Below are 16,010 nucleotides of genomic sequence, written 5' to 3'. Positions count from 1 at the left end.
AGGCCGCTTCGCGGATTCCTGCGCTGGACCCCGGATCGGCGCCGCACTGCGTGCAGCTTGTCCGGGGAACAGGATTGCGTCGGCTACGCCGCTCCCCGCGCCGGTCGCGTCACCAGCCAGATGCCGAGCGCGATGGGGGCGATGCCGAGGAAATCCAGCGGCGGCACGCTCTCGCCCAGCAGCAGCCAGCCGAAGAACAGGCCGAGCGGCGGCATGAGGAAGTGCAGGCTGGACGCCGCCGTCGCGCTGGAGCGGGTCAGCAGATAGTACCAGAGCCCGTAGCCGCCGATCGACACGCCGACCACCAGAAAGGCGAAGCCGACGAGCAGATTGGCGGTGACATGGATGTCGGCCAGGCTCTCCGTGGCGAGGGCCACGGGGACGAGCACGATGCCGCCCGCCAGACACTGGATGGCGTTGCCGCTCCAGATGCCGCCGCGCGGCGCGAAATATTTGAAGCCCAGCGTGCCCGCCGCCAGCGCGGTGACGCCGCCGGCGATGAGCAGCGTGCCGGTGACGCTCTCATGCGCGCCGACGAGGCGCGAGCGCAGCACGATGACCACGCCGAGCAGGCCGAGCGCGATGCCCGCCCATTTGCGCGGGTTCATCCGCTCGCCGAGCAGCGGGCCGGCAACCAGCGCGACCAGCAGCGGCAGGCAGCTCGTCAGCACCGCCGTATAGGCGGAGGACGTGAAGGTGAGCGCCGTCCAGTTGAGGCCGAGATAGACGGCGTTGTTGAGGATGCCGATGAGGGCGAGAACGACGAGGTCGCGCCGGCCGACCGGCGGCAGGCCCCGGCGCCGTTCGCCGCCGTCCCACAGAGGGGCGAGGGCCAGCATGAGGGTGCCGGCCAGAAGGAGCCGGACGGCGAGCAGGATCAGCGGCGGGCAGTCGGCCAGCGCCAGCTTGGCGCCGGCGAAGGCGGACGACCACAGCACGCAGAACAGCGCCACCAGCAGCGGCAGGGGGACATGACGGGGCATAAGGCGGCGCGCCGCGGCGGCGGGCGCCGACGCGCTCGATGCGGGTGGCATCGCTCATCTCCAATCGTTGATTGCGCGCACCCTAACGGAGGCCCGATGGATCGGAAAACGAGATGTTTTCATAGGGGGTATGAGGAAAATCGATCCTGGGGACGGGCTTACGGGCGCCAGTCATAGATCCAGCGATAGCGTTCCAGCACCGCGTTGCCGGAGCGCGCGCGCATGACGAGATCGCGGGCGAGGCGGGCGGGGCCCGCGAGGTGATAGATGCGGTCCATGCCGCGCGCGGCGCGCTGCACGCGGGCGGTGCGCGGCTGGCGCAGGGCCTCGTAGCGGCGCAGCGCGGCGGGGATGTCGCCGGCATCGTCGAGGCAGTCGGCCAACACCACGGCGTCCTCGATGGCCTGCGCGGCGCCCTGCGCGAGGAAGGGCGGCATGGCGTGGGCGGCGTCGCCGAGCAGCGTCACCGGGCCGGCGCCCCAGACGGGCAGGGGATCGAGATCGAACAGCGCCCAGCGCAGCCAGCGTTCCGGCGCGGCGAGCAGGGCGCGGGCGTCGGCGCTCCAGTCGGGATAATGGGACAGGAGCTCGCCGGGGGCGCCCTCAAGGCTCCAGCCATGGGCCTCGCGCGCGTCCGGCGTGACGGCGACGAGGTTGACCGCGCGGCCCGCCTGCACGGGATAGGAGACGAGATGCGCGCCGGGCCCGAGCCAGAGCCGCGTGGCCGGCACGGCGAGGTGCGCGGGCAGGGCCTGCGCCGGCACGGTGGCGCGCCAGGCGGCGCGGTGGCGGAAGGAGGGCTTCGCTTCCGGGTGCAGCGCGAGCCGCACCATGGAGCGCAAGCCGTCGGCTCCGATGAGGGCGGCGGCATGGAGGGGGGCGTCGTCGGCGAGATGGACGGTGACGCCGTCGCCTTCGGCCTCGAAGCTCTCGACCGCGTGGCCGAGGCGGAGGGTGATGGCGGGGGTCTCGCGCACGGCGGCGAGCAGGGCGGCCTGCAGATCGGCGCGATGGATGACGAGGAAGGGGCCGCCGAAGCGCGCCTCGGCTTGCGCGCCCATCGGCGCGCCGGTGAGGCGCGCGCCGCGCCGGCCGTCCATCACCTCAAAGGACTGCGGGAAGACGGCGTGCTCGGCGACGCGCTCGTAGACGCCGAGCGATTGCAGGCAGCGCGTGGCGTTGGCGGCGAGCTGGACGCCCGCGCCGGCCTCTTCCAGCGCCGGCGCGCGCTCAAGCAGCGTGACCGCGAAGCCCGCGCGGGCGAGCGCCAGCGCGGCGGTGAGCCCGCCTATGCCGGCACCGGCGATCGCGATGTGGCGTGCGGCCACGGCATGCCCGCCGGGTCAGGCGGCGACCGGCGTCTCGTACAGGGCGCCCGGCGGGTTCGATTCGGTGCCGTGCAGGTGCGAGTCGTATTTGTAGAGGGTGGAGCAGTACGGGCAGATGATCTCGCTGTCCGAGCCCATGTCGAGGAAGACATGCGGATGGTCGTAGGGCGGCAAGGCGCCGACGCACATGAATTCCCGGGCGCCGATGGAGATGCTCGGCACGCCCGCCGAATTGTGGAAGTGGGGAACGACGTGGCCCGCCATGATGTCCGCCTGCGCTCGTGTTGCAATCGGCCGGAACATAGCGGCAGGCGCCGCCGGGTCCAAGGGGCGACGCGCGCATCGGGCCGGGGCGGCGGGTCGCACCCGTAAAGAGACGTATGACGCAACGGGATGTCGCCCATCGCTTCGCCATATTGGTGAGGCATGGGAAGGATGGATTACCGGCTGCGTGCTTCGAGGCCGGCTTTCGGCCGGCACCTCAGCATGACGAGCTCGGTTTTCGTCATGCTGAGGTGCGAGCCCACGGGTCTTGCCTCTGGCAAGCCCGAGGACAGGCTTCGCGAGCCTCGAAGGACGCACGACCGTTCCGCTTCCAAGGTCTTCAGCCTCCATGCGCCGCTTCCTCGCCGCCGCCGGTTTCCTCCTCGCCTTCGCCGGCGCCGCCCATTGGGTCGTGCCGATGGGCCGGGAGGCACTTGCCCTCGTCACCGCCCGCGACGACGCGGCCGGGATCGCCGACCTGCAGCTCGCGGGCGTGCTGACGCCGGAGCGGGTGGCGCAGGAGGTCGACGCCGCCCTTGCCGAGGGCGACGGGGAGATGGCGGCGAGCTTCGTCGAGCTGGCGCAGGCGCGCGGCATCCCCGTCTCCGCCGAGCGGCGGGCGCGGGCGGCGCTGGCGAACGCGCCGGGAGCGACCTTCGTGCGCGGCGCCGGGCGCTTCGGGCAGGGGTTCCTCACGGGCGAGGCGGAAGACCTGGCCGGCCTCGCGGGCGCCACCGCGGGCGACCTGACCGTGTGGGGCGACGTGCGCGATCTCGGCCGCGAAGCCTGGCACTGGGCGAGCGGCGAGCCGGTGGACCGCCTGATGGTCAACCTCGCGGGCGCCGGCATCGTGGCCACCGGCGCGACCTATGCCGCCTTCGGCACGCCGCTGACGCTGCGGGCCGGCCTTTCCGTGCTGAAGGGCGCGCGGCGCGCCGGCGTGATGGGCGGGCGCCTTGCCGGCCATCTGGCGACGACGCTGAAGGGCGGCAGCAAGGCGGCCGCGGCGCGGCTGGTGTCCGATCTCGGCACGGCGGGCACGCGGGCCGGCACGCGCGCGACCTTCGCCGGGCTGCGGCATGTGGACGACGCGGCGGGTGCGGCGCGCCTGCGCCGGCTCGCCGAGGTGAAGGGCGGGCAGACGCTGGCGGTGGTGAAGACGCTGGGGCGCGGCGCGCTGTTCGTCACCGAGGCCATGGCCAAGCTCGCCTTCTGGGTGATGGCGGCGGTGCTGAATCTGTTCGGCCTCGTTTCTTCCTTCAATGCGATGGTGGTGGCGACGCTGCGTCCGTTGTGGAAGAAGAAGCCTCGCCGGTCCCCGTTCCTGCCGGCGTGACGCCGGAGGAGGCGAGGAATGCGCGGCGCGGCCCTGACCCTGTCGATCCTGATGCTGGCTCTCGCGGCGCCTGCCGGCGCGGCGGAGAACCGCTGCGGCTGGTATGTGAACCCGACGCCGGGCAACTGGTACCTGACCGACCGCGACGGCAACTGGTGGATGCGCTCGCAGGGCGGGATGGAGGCCGAGGGCTTCGAGGACCACGCGCCGGCCTTCGACACCAAGGAATATGTGAAGCTTCAGCCCAACGGCTACGGCTATGGCTGCGCCTGCCTGAGCGTCGACACCGACAAGGCCGAGCAGAACATCACCCGCATCTATTCCGGCAAGATCCTGCCGCTGGCGCGCTGCCGGGGCGACAAGGCGCTGAAGAAGCCGGACTAGCGGCGGGCTCGATACGCGCCGCTCTTGATCGCGCGGCTTTCGCCACCTCGAGCGTTTCACGGTTTAGCGGAAGCATTGAAACGCTCCAGATCTTCGAGTTGGCGCATTTTCTTCACGCGAACCGTTGCCCACTTCGCTCGAAAATGCTCTAGCCTCACCTTATCGACCGAGTGGCAACTAGGGTTCCGGGCGCTTCGCCGCCGCTGGACCGAGCGTTGCAGAGACCGCGGGCGTTCCGCGGCTGCACCCAAGGGGCAAAAACCCAGGGGAGGAGACGTCGAGATCAACCGGCGCACAGGGCGCCTCAGGGGATCTCAATGACGCTTGCCTCGCTGCTTCTCGTCGTCCTTGCCTCCTTCATCCACGCGACCTGGAACCTGCTCGCCAAGCGGGCCGCTCCGGTCGGTCCGGTTTTCGTGTTCGCCTACAACCTCGTGGCCTGCGCCGCCTATGCGCCGTGGGTGCTGTATCTTCTCGCCCAGGGCTCAATCGCATGGACGGCGGAAGGCGCCGGGTTCGTCCTTCTCAGCGGCCTGATCCATCTGGCCTACAGCCTCTGCCTCCAGCGGGGCTATCAGGTGGCGGACCTTTCCGTCGTCTACCCCGTCGCGCGCGGCACGGGCCCGATGCTGTCGACGATCGGCGCCATCCTCATCCTCGGCGAGGCGCCGACGGGACAGGGGATGGCGGGGCTCCTGCTGGTGGTCGCCGGGATCGGCCTCATCGCGACGCGCGGGGAGCTGTCGGCCTTCCGGCGTCCGGGAGGGCAGGCGGGGGTCTGCTGGGGCACGGCGACGGGCGGTCTCATCGCCTCCTATACGGTGGTCGACGCCTATGCGGTGAAGGCGCTGGGCGTCGCGCCCGTCGTCCTCGACTGGTTTTCCAACCTGCTGCGCCTCTTCCTGCTGCTGCCCCTCGTCGTGATGAACCCGCGCCGGGCGCTCGCGCGCATGCGGGGCTTCTGGTGGCTCGCGGCGGCGGTCGGGCTGCTCTCGCCCCTGTCCTACATTCTCGTGCTCGCCGCCTTGATGGAGGGGGCTCCGCTCACCCTCGTGGCGCCGATGCGGGAGATGTCGATGATGGTGGGCGCGCTGATGGGGATGCTGATCCTGCGCGAAGCCGTCGGCCCGTGGCGGCTGGCGGGGTGCGGCGTGCTGATCGCGGGCGTCGTCCTCCTGTCCACCACATGAAAGCCGTCGCGCGCTGGCTTGGCAGCGCGGGGCGGGCCGATTAGCGTGCGGCCGCCATAACGGAGCGCGCCATGCCGACCTTCTCGCACGATGGAATCGAGTTCGCCTATCTCGACGAGGGGGAGGGCGAGCCCATCGTGCTGGTGCACGGCTTCGGCTCCACCAAGGAGATCAACTGGGTCGGCCCCGGTTGGGTGTCGACGCTGACCCGCGCCGGGCGGCGGGCGATCGCCTTCGACAATCGCGGCCACGGCGCCTCGTCCAAGCTCTACCAGCCCGAACTCTACGACCCCTGGCTGATGGCGCGGGACGTGATCGCGCTGATGGACCATCTCGGCCTCCAGCGCGCCGACGTGATGGGCTACTCGATGGGCGGGCGCATCGGCGCCTGCGCGGCGCTGACGGCGCCGGAACGGGTGCGCTCGCTGATCCTCGGCGGCATCGGCATCCATCTGGTGGAAGGGGCGGGGCTGCCGATCTCCATCGCCGACGCGCTGCGCGCGCCGAGCCTCGAGGATGTGAGCGACCCGACGGGGCGCATGTTCCGCGCCTTCGCCGACCAGACCAAGAGCGACCGCGAGGCGCTGGCCTCCTGCATCGTCGGCTCCCGGCGGACGCTGAGCCGGGAGGAGGTGAGCCGGATCGCGGTGCCGACGCTGATCGCCGTGGGCACGCGCGACCCCATCGCCGGGGCGGCGCGCCCGCTCGCGGCGCTGATCCCCGGCGCGCAGGCGGTGGACATTCCCGATCGCGACCACATGCTGGCGGTGGGCGACAAGGCGTTCAAACAGGCGGCGCTGGCCTTCCTCGAGGAAAGGCCGTGAGCGGGCGGTTTAGTCGGCGCGGATGCAAGGATGCGTGACGTCTTTCGCTTCCGCAGTGCGGGAGGGAAGCGGTGCGGGAAGCCGGAGACGGGCGCCGTTCGCGAAGGAGCGGGGCCGGCTTCGCGCTTCCGACCCGCCGCCCGGTGGTAATGGCGGGGACTCGCCTTCTATGCAGAAGTGCAACGGAGGCAGCGTAGGATCACCCGTTTCGCTGTGTTAGGCTGACCTCAACTCGGGTATCCGGCCGGCGCCGACAGGCGGACGGCGAGGGAAGAAAATGGCACAGAATGCACTGCATCGCGTCGAGGCGCCCACCCGCGCGCTCGACAAGGTCGATCCGGTCTGGTCGCGCATCCGCCGCGAGGCCGAGGAGATCACGACGCGCGAGCCGGCGCTCGCCAGCTTCATCTTTTCGACCGTGCTCTACCACGCGACGCTGGAAGGCGCCGTGGCGCACCGCATCGCCCAGCGGCTCGACCATGCCGACGTGCCGGCGGAGCTGATCCGCCACGCCTATGACGAGGCGCTGGCCGACGATGCCGAACTCGGCGTCGCCATCCGCGCCGACATTCTCGCCGTGTGCGACCGCGACCCCGCCACCGAGCGGGCCATCGAGCCGGTGCTCTACTACAAGGGCTTCCACGCCATCCAGACGCACCGCCTGGCGCACTGGCTGTGGCGGAAGGGCCGCAAGGACTTCGCGCTCTACCTGCAGAGCCGCTCCTCGGCGGTGAACCAGGTGGACATCAACCCGGCGGCTCCGTTCGGGCGGGGCATCTTCTTCGACCACGCCACCGGCATCGTCGTCGGCGAGACGGCGGTGATCGAGGACAACGTCTCGGTGCTGCAGGGCGTGACCCTCGGCGGCACCGGCAAGGAGCATGGTGACCGCCACCCGAAGATCCGCAGCGGCGTGCTGCTCGGGGCGGGGGCCAAGGTGCTCGGCAACATCGAGGTGGGCCGCTGCGCCCGCGTGGCCGCCGGCTCGGTCGTGCTGAAGCCGGTGCCGCCCGGCACCACGGTCGCCGGCGTGCCGGCCAAGGTGGTGGGCCAGGCGGGCTGCGCCGAGCCCTCGCGCAGCATGGACCAGATGTTCGACGACCTGCCCTTCCTCGGCGAAGCCATCTGAACAGACCGTGCGTCGCGCGCCGTGGCGGTTGCGCCGGCGCGCCGGGCGTGGCAAGCCTGCCGCCCAACTCGATCCATTGCGGGAGCACGGACTTTGGAAAAGAAGGATCTCGAGCGCGTCCAGACCTATATGCGGCGCCTGTTCAGCAACGCGCAGCTGCGGGTCGTCGCGCGGCCGAAGAAGAAGGATTCGGCCGAGGTCTATCTCGGCGACGAGTTCATCGGCGTCCTCTTCGAGGACAAGGAAGACGGCGACCTCTCCTACAATTTCCAGATGGCCATCCTCGACACCGACCTCGAGGACTGAGCCGGGATGACCGTCTACGCGCTCGACGGCGTGGCGCCGGACCTGCCGGCGCTCGGCCGCTACTGGATCGCCCCCAGCGCGGAGGTGATCGGCAACGTGCAACTCGGCGACGAGGCGAGCGTGTGGTTCGGTTCGGTCATCCGCGGCGACAATGAGCGCATCGCCATCGGCGCGCGGGTGAACATCCAGGAAAACTGCGTGCTGCACACCGATCCCGGCTTCCCGATGACCATCGGGGAGGACTGCACGATCGGCCACAAGGCGATGCTGCACGGCTGCACGATCGGCGCCAACAGCCTGATCGGCATGGGCGCCACGGTGCTCAACGGCGCGAAGATCGGCCGCAACTGCCTGGTCGGCGCCGGCGCGCTGGTGACCGAGGGCAAGGAATTCCCCGACAATTCGCTGATCGTCGGGGCGCCGGCCAAGGCCATTCGCACCCTCGACGAGGCGATGGAGCAGCGCATCCACGGCACCGCCGCGCATTATGTGCGCAACTGGCGGCGCTTCTCGGCGGGGCTCAGCCGGATCGACTGAGGGCTTTGCCCTCGCCGCCAGCCTCTTTTCTTTGGATCACGTCATCCTTCGAGGCTCGCTGCGCTCGCGCCTCACGATGAGGGCGTGCTCAGGGGGGCAGCCGTTGAAGGCGTGGATCCCCGGGACGCGCCCGGGGATGACGCTCTGACGGGGGAGCGCGGCCCGAAATCTCAGTAGCGGCCGACGGTGAGCGGGGCGAGCACGTCGCCGAGCGAGACCCAGCGGTTGTTGTCGTCCTGCGCCTGGCGCTTGACGAAGCGGTAGCCGGTCTCGTGCCAGAGCACGATGGCGGCTTCCTGATTGTCGAGCACGAGGTCGCCGCGGTCGGTGACCACGGTGAGGACGGCATGGCCGTCGCCCTTGCGGTCGCGCACCACGGTGACGAGCAGCGTGTCGGCCGGCCAGCCGAGCTCGATCAGCGTGCGGCGCTTGAGCAGCACGTAATCCTCGCAGTCGCCGTAACCGTCGTCCGGGTAGGCCCAGCGCTCGACCTCGCCATAGTGATCGAGATCGGTCATCGGCTGGATGCGCTCGTTGATCTCGTCGTTGATCTTGCGCAGCTGGGCGAAGTTGGCCTCGGTGAGCGCCACCTTTCCGCCACGCCCGGTGGTTCCGGCGCAGTCGGCCGGGTTCTGCGCGCAGAACTGCGCATAGCCGAGCGGCACGGCGGTATTGGCACCGACGGCCATGTTTGCGGCGAAGCTCGACAGCATCGCCACCTGTTCTTTCGCTTCAACTTTCGCAACACTTGCGAAAGTCATCGCGAAAACCACCGCTCCTGCCGCGAGGAGGGCCCGTTCGAGCCTCTTTTTCATCGCGTACCTCATCCTGTCCATGGATGAGATCATACAGACGAGGTTTTTATGCTCGTCTAAGCGATGCCGAAGATTCGTAACTACGGCGGACAGGGAATGTTAATATGTCTTTTTATTGGCATTAACCACGCCAATAGGCAAACTGTTCATCACGCCAATTAAGCCGCCGGCAAGCCGAAGATGGCAGCGCCCGCGCGCTTTTCCATTGCCTGACGCCGCGATTTGCCGCCGTGCTCTGCCTTGCCGCCGCGCGCGCGGAAGCCTATGTGATCCCCCGTGCTTGAACCGCCCCGCCTTGCCGAACACAGACGCGAGCCGATCCTGAACGTCCCGCCGGTGATCACCGTGCTGGCGGTGGTGATGCTCGCCATACAGGTGGTGCGGGACTGGGTGTCGCCGGAGATCGGGGTGGAGATCCTCGCCCTGTTCGCCTTCATCCCGGCGCGGTTCGACCCCTCGGTGCTGGCCGAGGGCGTGCTGCCCGGCGGCGTGGCGGCGGACATCTGGACCTTCGTCACCTATGCCTTCCTGCACGGCGGCTGGACCCATGTGGGCCTGAACCTGCTGTGGATGCTGGCCTTCGGCACGCCGGTGGCCCGCCGCTTCGGCACGGTGCGCTTCCTGTTGTTCTTCGCCGCCACGGCGGCGGCGGGGGCGGGGCTGCACCTCCTGACCCATGAGGGCGAGCTGGTGCCGATGATCGGCGCTTCCGCCGCGGTTTCCGGCTGCATGGCGGCGGCGCTGCGCTTCATGTTCGCGCATGAGGGGCACGCCGTCTGGCGGCCCGACATCGTCGGCAACACGGTGCATTATCCCGCGCCGCCGCTGATCGAGGCGATGCGCGACCGGCGGGTGATCGGCTTCGTCGCCGTGTGGTTCATCATCAACCTCGCCTTCGGCGTCGGCGCACCGGCGGGGATCGTCGACGGCAGCGTCGCGTGGGAAGCCCATATCGGCGGCTTCATCGTCGGCCTGCTGCTGTTCCCGCTGTTCGATCCAGTCGGCCGCACGCCCGACGACCAGCTCTTCCCTCGTCTCGACCGCTGATCTTCCCGCGCACGGATTTTCCCGAACACCGGCCGCCTAAAATAGGTCCGCTTCGGAGCCTATTGCTTGCCGCTGCGTTACAGCCGATCATTGATCCACAAGGCTCGCCCGCTCATGACGGGAAGAAGCCGAAGGAGCGGGGCGGCGCATGGCCCGCCTGACCCCGCCGCTGCTGGGAAGGAGGCATGCCATGACGGTGCGTACGATTTTGGAAGAGAAGGGCTACGACGTTCAGACGATCGGCCCGGATGTGAAGGTGCGCGACGCGACGCACATGCTGGCGGAGAAGCGGATCGGCGCCATCGTGGTGACGGATGCCGAGCGCCGTGTGGTCGGCATCCTGTCGGAGCGCGACGTGGTGCGCGTGGTCGGCGTCGACGGGCCGGGCCGGCTCGACGACCCGGTTTCCGCGGTGATGACGACGAAGGTCGTCACCTGCGACGGCAACGAGACCGTTCACCAGATCATGGAACAGATGACCGCCGGGCGCTTCCGCCACCTGCCGGTGGTGCAGGGCGGCAAGCTGGTCGGCATCGTCTCGATCGGCGACGTGGTGAAGCATCGCCTCGCGGAGATGGAGCGCGAGAGCCATCAGTTGCGCGAGTACATCATGACGGCGTGAGGGACGGGCGGAGGCGGGCATCCTTCGAGGCTCGTCTCCGGCTCGCACCTCGGGATGACGTCGCTCTTGGGCGTTCAGCAACGCACCTCATGCTGAGGTGCGCGGGCAACGCCCGAGCCTCGAAGCTCCGCAATCGCGCCGCCCTCACCGACCTGCTTCGCAGGCCACCTCTCCCCGACGGGAGAGGGACGGAAAGAGCTACTTCGGGCCGCGCCCTCGGAAGCGAGGTTCAGGCCGCGCACGCCTCAAAAGCGGGGCGTGTCGGTCTTCTTCGGCGTGCCGTAGACCTTCGCCGGATCGAACAGCTTGCCGGCGTCGTTGACGCTGAGCTTCAGATCGGCGGGCGGGGCGGCGCCGAGGGGCACCGAGCGGAAGAAGCAGGAGCGGTGGCCGGTGTGGCAGGCGGCGCCGGGGATGCCCGGGCCGAGCTCCGGCATGTGCACGCGCAGCACCACGGCGTCCTGGTCGCAGTCGACGCTGAGCTCGACCAGCTTCTGGACGTGGCCGCTCTCCTCGCCCTTCTTCCAGAGCCGCCCGCGCGAGCGGCTGAAATAATGCGCCTCGCCGGTCTCGATGGTGAGGGCCAGCGCCTCGGCGTTCATGTGCGCGACCATCAGCACGGCGCCGTCGTCGGCGTCGACCGTGACGGCGGTGATGAGGCCGTCGGCGTCGAACTTCGGGGAGAGGCGGTCGCCTTCCTCGATCTCGGCCTTGCTGCCTCGCGGGGCGAAGAGGGGATCGGTCACGGCAATCGGGTGCGCAAAGTCACCGGGCGCCGCGTCACGGACGCATGCCGCGCAGCAGGCTCATGAAGCGAACCTGCTCCTGCGGGTCGTCGCGGAACACGCCGGTGAACTGGGTGGTGACGGTGGAGGCGCCCTGCTTGCGCACGCCGCGCATGGCCATGCACATGTGCTCGGCCTCCAGCAGCACGGCGACGCCGCGCGGCTTCAGGATCTCGTCCATGGCGGTGACGATCTGCGAGGTCAGGTGCTCCTGCGTCTGCAGGCGGCGGGCGAACAGATCGACGATGCGGGCGATCTTCGACAGGCCGACCACGCGCTCGACGGGGAAATAGGCGACATGCGCCTTGCCGACGAACGGCACCATGTGGTGCTCGCAGTGCGAATAGAACTCGATGTCGCGCACCAGCACCATGTCGTCGAAATTGCCGATTTCGCCGAAGGTGCGGTCGAGGATGCTTTCCGGGTCGGCGCGGTAGCCGCTGTACAGCTCCTCATAGGCGCGCACGACGCGCTTGGGGGTATCGAGCAGGCCCTCGCGGCTCGGATCGTCGCCGGCCCAGGCGATGAGCGTGCGCACGGCGGCCTCGGCGTCCTCACGCGAGGGGCGGCGGGCGGCGGACGCCTCGATCTCGTTCTGGGCACTACGCATCAGCGACTTAAGCACGGCATCCATGACGAACTCCGTTCGACGGCGCATTTTTTACCGGGCGCCGAAGTGTCACCGGTCCAACTCGCCATACGTGCCGTCACCCGTCACGGTTCAGGGACGCATTTCGACCATAGCCGCCCTGCGCAAGCGCCGGAAGAGACATCCGGTTGCTTTCGCAAGCCGACGACCGCTCCTATATAGGCGAGAGCGGGCTGGCTGCAATGCAGGCACAAGGCGCCTTTGCACGTTGGAACGGGCCCGGACGGACGGACTGAGCATGCTGAACGAGGTCTACAACCGCCGCATACTTGAACTGGCCGCCGACATACCACGCCTCGGGCGGCTTGCCTCGCCCGATGCGTCGGCAACGGCGCATTCCAAACTTTGCGGTTCCACCGTCACCATCGACCTCGTCCTGCGCGACGGCGTGGTGGCCGACTTCGCCCATGAGGTGCGGGCCTGCGCGCTCGGACAGGCGTCCTCCTCGGTGATGGGCAGCCTCGTCGTCGGCTCGACGGCGCAGGAACTGCGCGAGGTGCGCGAGGCCATGCGCCGGATGCTCAAGGAGAACGGCCCGCCGCCGGACGGCCGCTGGGCCGAGCTCGCCGTGCTGGAGCCGGTGCGCGACTACAAGGCGCGCCACGCCTCGACGCTGCTGACCTTCGACGCGGTGGTCGACGCGGTGGACCAGATCGAGGCCCGCGCCGGACAGGCCGCGGAGTAGGCGCACGCTCACCGCTCGGTGAAGAAGGTGAACAGCACCTCACCCTTCTCGCCGGTGAGGCAGAGGAAGCGGTTCGCGGAATCGGAGCGGTCGCGTTGGATATAGGCCTCGCCCATGATCACGCCCTTCACCGGGGTGTCGCCGAGCTTGGCGTCGGCCTGCGCGATGGTGAGGCCGTCTATGTCGATATGGATGTCGTCGACCGAGGGCGAGCGCTGCTTGAGCTTCTTCAGCGCCTCCGCCTTGCAGGCGGCGACGCGCTGCATGTCGGGATCGACATCCGGCGATTGGGCGGCGGATTCGTCGGGCTGCGTGCCGTCGTTCGGGCCGGGCGGGGTGTGGCTGCCGGAAGGCTGGGCTTCGGGAGCCGGAGTCTTGGGAGCCAGAGTCTCGGGAGCCGGTTTGCCGGGGTTCGCGGCGGGCGGCGGCGTTTGGGCCGGCTGCTGGGCGGCGAGGGGCAGGGGCGCGCCGAGGAGGCCCCCCGCGACCAGCATCGCCATCGACATTCCGCTTGCGCGCCACGTCCATATTTCGCTTGCGCGCCACATGGCGACCTCCCCGTGATTGCGCCGGAGGCAAATCCGGCCGGCCGGTCGGAAAACGCCCGGGCGCCGCGCCGGTTCCCGGTTAGGGGCGGGCGGGCATGAGCGGGAAGGGTCCATCGGGCAGCGTCGCCGCCTTCGCCGCGCGCCTGCCGCGGCTGGCGCTCAAGGCGCCTATCCTGCTCTACCGCTACAGCTTTTCCGCCTTCATGGGCCGGCAATGCCGCTATCTCCCGACCTGCTCGGAATTCGCCGAGGAGGCCATCGAGACGCACGGCGCCTGGGCCGGCGGATGGATGGCGGCGGGGCGCGTGTGCCGCTGCCATCCCTGGGGCGGATCGGGCTACGAGGCGGTGCCGGTCGAATTGCCCAAGGACGGCGCGTGGTATATGCCGTGGCGCTACGCCCGCACCCCTGGAAGGGAGGATGCGGGCGGTTCCTGATCGCCCCGCCGATCCGACCAACAAGCCTACCTGCGTGGTTCGCAGGAGTGGGCAGGAGAAAAGCCTATGTCCGAGATCAATCTCACCTTCCCCGATGGCGCCGTCCGAGCCTATGCCTCCGGCACCACGGGCACCGAGGTCGCCGCCTCCATCGCCAAGTCGCTGGCCAAGAAGTCGCTGGCGATGAAGCTCGACGGCACGCTGAGCGACCTTTCCGATCCCATCACCCACGACGCCAAATTCGAGCTCGTCACCCGCGAGAGCCCGGAGGCGCTGGAACTCATCCGCCACGACGCCGCGCATGTGCTGGCGGAGGCGGTGCAGACGCTGTGGCCGGGCACCCAGGTGACCATCGGCCCGGTGATCGAGAACGGCTTCTATTACGACTTCTTCCGCAACGAGCCGTTCAACCAGGACGATTTCGTCGCCATCGAGAAGAAGATGCGCGAGATCATCGCCCGCGACGCGCCCTTCACCAAGGAGGTGTGGGAGCGCGACGAGGCCAAGCGCGTCTTCGCCGAGAAGGGCGAGGCGTTCAAGGTCGAGCTGGTCGATGCGATTCCCGCCGACCAGAAGATCAAGATCTACAAGCAGGGCGAGTGGTTCGACCTTTGCCGCGGCCCGCACATGCCGAGCGTGGGCAAGGTGGGCGACGCCTTCAAGCTGATGAAGGTGGCCGGCGCCTACTGGCGCGGCGATGCCAACAACCCGATGCTGACCCGCATCTACGGCACCGCCTGGCGCACCAGGGAGGAGCTCGACGCCTATATCCTCCAGCTGGAGGAGGCGGAGAAGCGCGACCACCGCCGGCTCGGCCGGGAGATGGACCTCTTCCACTTCCAGGAGGAAGGGCCGGGCGTCGTGTTCTGGCACCCGAAGGGCTGGAACCTGTTCCAGAACCTCGTCGCCTATATGCGCCGGCGGCTCGCGGCGGACTACAGCGAGGTCAACGCCCCGCAGGTGCTCGACAAGTCGCTGTGGGAGACCTCCGGCCACTGGGGCTGGTACAAGGACAACATGTTCAAGGTGCAGCCGGCCGGCGACACCGAGGACAATGACCGGGTCTACGCGCTGAAGCCGATGAACTGCCCCGGCCATGTGCAGATCTTCAAGCACGGGCTGAAGAGCTACCGCGACCTGCCCATGCGCCTCGCCGAATTCGGCGCCGTGCACCGCTACGAGCCCTCCGGTGCGCTGCACGGGCTGATGCGCGTGCGCGGCTTCACCCAGGACGACGCCCACATCTTCTGCACCGAGGAGCAGATGGCGGCGGAGTGCCTGAAGATCAACGAGCTGATCCTCTCCACCTACGCCGATTTCGGCTTCGAGGAGATCGTGGTGAAGCTCTCCACGCGGCCCGACAAGCGCGTCGGCTCGGACGCGGTGTGGGACCACGCGGAAGAGGTGATGACCCGCGTGCTGGAGACGATCGAGAAGCAGTCGGGCGGGCGCATCAAGACCGGCATCCTGCCGGGCGAGGGCGCCTTCTACGGGCCGAAGTTCGAGTACACGCTGCGCGACGCCATCGGCCGCGAATGGCAATGCGGCACGACGCAGGTCGACTTCAACCTGCCGGAGCGCTTCGGCGCCTTCTATGTCGACGCCGACGGCCAGAAGAAGACGCCGGTGATGATCCACCGCGCCATCTGCGGCTCGATGGAGCGCTTCACCGGCATCCTCATCGAGCACTTCGCCGGCCATTTCCCGCTGTGGCTGGCGCCGGTGCAGGCGGTGGTGGCGACCATCACCTCCGAAGGCGACGAATACGCCGAGGAGATCGTCGCGGCGGCCCGGAAGATGGGGCTGCGCGTCGAGCTGGACCTGCGCAACGAGAAGATCAACTACAAGGTGCGCGAGCACTCGCTGGCCAAGGTGCCGGCGCTGCTGGTGGTCGGCCGCAAGGAGGCCGCCGAGCGCACCGTCTCGATCCGCCGGCTCGGCTCGCAGAACCAGACCGCGCTGACGCTCGACGAGGCGCTGGCCTCGCTGGTGGCCGAGGCAAGCCCGCCGGACCTGCAGCGGGACTGAGCCGGCAGCGGGGATGTTTCCTCATCGAAAGAAAGGCCCGGGATCGACGTCCCGGGCCTTTTCATTGCGGCGGGGCGGCGAACCCGGCCTACGTGCGCGGCCTGCGTTCAGGT

The 16,010-nt window shown here is 69.2% G+C and carries 19 protein-coding genes; 12 read left to right on the top strand and 7 right to left on the bottom strand.

Going from position 1 to position 16,010, the window contains the following annotated elements:
- Window positions 1-83: 83 nt before the first annotated feature.
- The 3 genes from STARVERO_RS11480 to STARVERO_RS11470 all read right to left on the bottom strand — a co-directional run bounded on the left by STARVERO_RS11480 (window position 84) and on the right by STARVERO_RS11470 (window position 2,575).
- Complete coding sequence (locus STARVERO_RS11480) at window positions 84-983, bottom strand: DMT family transporter (RefSeq protein WP_159598936.1); 900 nt, start codon at window positions 981-983, stop codon at window positions 84-86.
- Window positions 984-1,141: 158 nt separating this feature from the next.
- On the bottom strand, window positions 1,142-2,311 hold the full coding sequence (locus STARVERO_RS11475) for an FAD-dependent monooxygenase (protein WP_159598935.1): 1,170 nt from the start codon (window positions 2,309-2,311) through the stop codon (window positions 1,142-1,144).
- A 15-nt stretch (window positions 2,312-2,326) separates the two neighbouring features.
- Window positions 2,327-2,575, bottom strand: coding sequence for a zinc-finger domain-containing protein (locus tag STARVERO_RS11470; RefSeq protein ID WP_144342751.1), 249 nt, complete (start codon window positions 2,573-2,575; stop codon window positions 2,327-2,329).
- Between the two features lie 349 nt (window positions 2,576-2,924).
- On the opposite strand from STARVERO_RS11470, the gene STARVERO_RS11465 reads away from it, so the two are divergent.
- From STARVERO_RS11465 to STARVERO_RS11435, 7 genes are all read left to right on the top strand, one after another.
- On the top strand, window positions 2,925-3,911 hold the full coding sequence (locus tag STARVERO_RS11465) for a hypothetical protein (RefSeq protein WP_159598934.1): 987 nt from the start codon (window positions 2,925-2,927) through the stop codon (window positions 3,909-3,911).
- Window positions 3,912-3,929: 18 nt separating this feature from the next.
- Complete coding sequence (locus tag STARVERO_RS11460) at window positions 3,930-4,295, top strand: DUF4087 domain-containing protein (RefSeq protein WP_144342753.1); 366 nt, start codon at window positions 3,930-3,932, stop codon at window positions 4,293-4,295.
- Window positions 4,296-4,612: 317 nt separating this feature from the next.
- Window positions 4,613-5,485 (top strand): DMT family transporter, encoded by an 873-nt coding sequence (locus tag STARVERO_RS11455; RefSeq protein WP_159598933.1) that lies wholly within the window; start codon window positions 4,613-4,615, stop codon window positions 5,483-5,485.
- Between the two features lie 71 nt (window positions 5,486-5,556).
- Window positions 5,557-6,309 carry an alpha/beta fold hydrolase gene (locus tag STARVERO_RS11450; RefSeq protein WP_159598932.1) on the top strand — a complete coding sequence of 251 codons (753 nt, stop codon included), beginning with the start codon at window positions 5,557-5,559 and terminating at the stop codon, window positions 6,307-6,309.
- Window positions 6,310-6,586: 277 nt separating this feature from the next.
- Window positions 6,587-7,438: a serine O-acetyltransferase gene (gene cysE, locus STARVERO_RS11445; protein WP_144342756.1), complete on the top strand. Its 852-nt coding sequence runs from the start codon at window positions 6,587-6,589 to the stop codon at window positions 7,436-7,438.
- Window positions 7,439-7,531: 93 nt separating this feature from the next.
- Window positions 7,532-7,744, top strand: a complete 213-nt coding sequence (locus tag STARVERO_RS11440; protein WP_159598931.1) for a DUF3126 family protein — start codon at window positions 7,532-7,534, stop codon at window positions 7,742-7,744.
- A 6-nt stretch (window positions 7,745-7,750) separates the two neighbouring features.
- On the top strand, window positions 7,751-8,281 hold the full coding sequence (locus STARVERO_RS11435; protein WP_159598930.1) for a gamma carbonic anhydrase family protein: 531 nt from the start codon (window positions 7,751-7,753) through the stop codon (window positions 8,279-8,281).
- A gap of 170 nt (window positions 8,282-8,451) precedes the next feature.
- Here STARVERO_RS11435 and STARVERO_RS11430 read toward each other — a convergent pair whose 3' ends face one another.
- A complete protein-coding gene (locus STARVERO_RS11430; protein WP_159598929.1) occupies window positions 8,452-9,096 on the bottom strand; it encodes a transglutaminase-like cysteine peptidase in 645 nt (214 codons plus the stop codon).
- Between the two features lie 276 nt (window positions 9,097-9,372).
- On the opposite strand from STARVERO_RS11430, the gene STARVERO_RS11425 reads away from it, so the two are divergent.
- Window positions 9,373-10,143, top strand: a complete 771-nt coding sequence (locus tag STARVERO_RS11425; RefSeq protein ID WP_144342760.1) for a rhomboid family intramembrane serine protease — start codon at window positions 9,373-9,375, stop codon at window positions 10,141-10,143.
- 190 nt (window positions 10,144-10,333) lie between these two features.
- Complete coding sequence (locus tag STARVERO_RS11420) at window positions 10,334-10,765, top strand: CBS domain-containing protein (RefSeq protein WP_144342761.1); 432 nt, start codon at window positions 10,334-10,336, stop codon at window positions 10,763-10,765.
- Window positions 10,766-11,010: 245 nt separating this feature from the next.
- Here STARVERO_RS11420 and hisI read toward each other — a convergent pair whose 3' ends face one another.
- A complete protein-coding gene (gene hisI / locus STARVERO_RS11415) occupies window positions 11,011-11,511 on the bottom strand; it encodes a phosphoribosyl-AMP cyclohydrolase (RefSeq protein WP_159598928.1) in 501 nt (166 codons plus the stop codon).
- A 34-nt stretch (window positions 11,512-11,545) separates the two neighbouring features.
- Window positions 11,546-12,184 (bottom strand): GTP cyclohydrolase I FolE, encoded by a 639-nt coding sequence (gene folE / locus STARVERO_RS11410; protein ID WP_144342763.1) that lies wholly within the window; start codon window positions 12,182-12,184, stop codon window positions 11,546-11,548.
- A gap of 253 nt (window positions 12,185-12,437) precedes the next feature.
- Here folE and STARVERO_RS11405 point away from each other — a divergent pair, with 253 nt between their 5' ends.
- Complete coding sequence (locus tag STARVERO_RS11405; protein WP_144342764.1) at window positions 12,438-12,884, top strand: iron-sulfur cluster assembly scaffold protein; 447 nt, start codon at window positions 12,438-12,440, stop codon at window positions 12,882-12,884.
- Window positions 12,885-12,892: 8 nt separating this feature from the next.
- Here the strand turns inward: STARVERO_RS11405 and STARVERO_RS11400 are convergent, their stop codons facing one another.
- The gene (locus tag STARVERO_RS11400) at window positions 12,893-13,384 is read right to left on the bottom strand and encodes a hypothetical protein (RefSeq protein ID WP_244616742.1); all 492 of its coding nucleotides are present in this window, start codon (window positions 13,382-13,384) and stop codon (window positions 12,893-12,895) included.
- A 143-nt stretch (window positions 13,385-13,527) separates the two neighbouring features.
- Between STARVERO_RS11400 and yidD the strand changes: the two genes are divergently transcribed.
- Together yidD and thrS are read left to right on the top strand one after the other, a co-directional pair.
- Window positions 13,528-13,869, top strand: coding sequence for a membrane protein insertion efficiency factor YidD (yidD, locus tag STARVERO_RS11395; protein ID WP_159598926.1), 342 nt, complete (start codon window positions 13,528-13,530; stop codon window positions 13,867-13,869).
- Between the two features lie 66 nt (window positions 13,870-13,935).
- Window positions 13,936-15,897, top strand: a complete 1,962-nt coding sequence (thrS, locus tag STARVERO_RS11390; RefSeq protein ID WP_159598925.1) for a threonine--tRNA ligase — start codon at window positions 13,936-13,938, stop codon at window positions 15,895-15,897.
- Window positions 15,898-16,010: the final 113 nt, after the last annotated feature.

Origin of the sequence: Starkeya nomas (assembly GCF_902703545.1) — a bacterium.
Lineage (GTDB): Bacteria > Pseudomonadota > Alphaproteobacteria > Rhizobiales > Xanthobacteraceae > Ancylobacter > Ancylobacter moscoviensis.
Note: the sequence above shows the minus strand (reverse complement) of the source record. Positions and strands in the feature narration are given on the sequence as shown.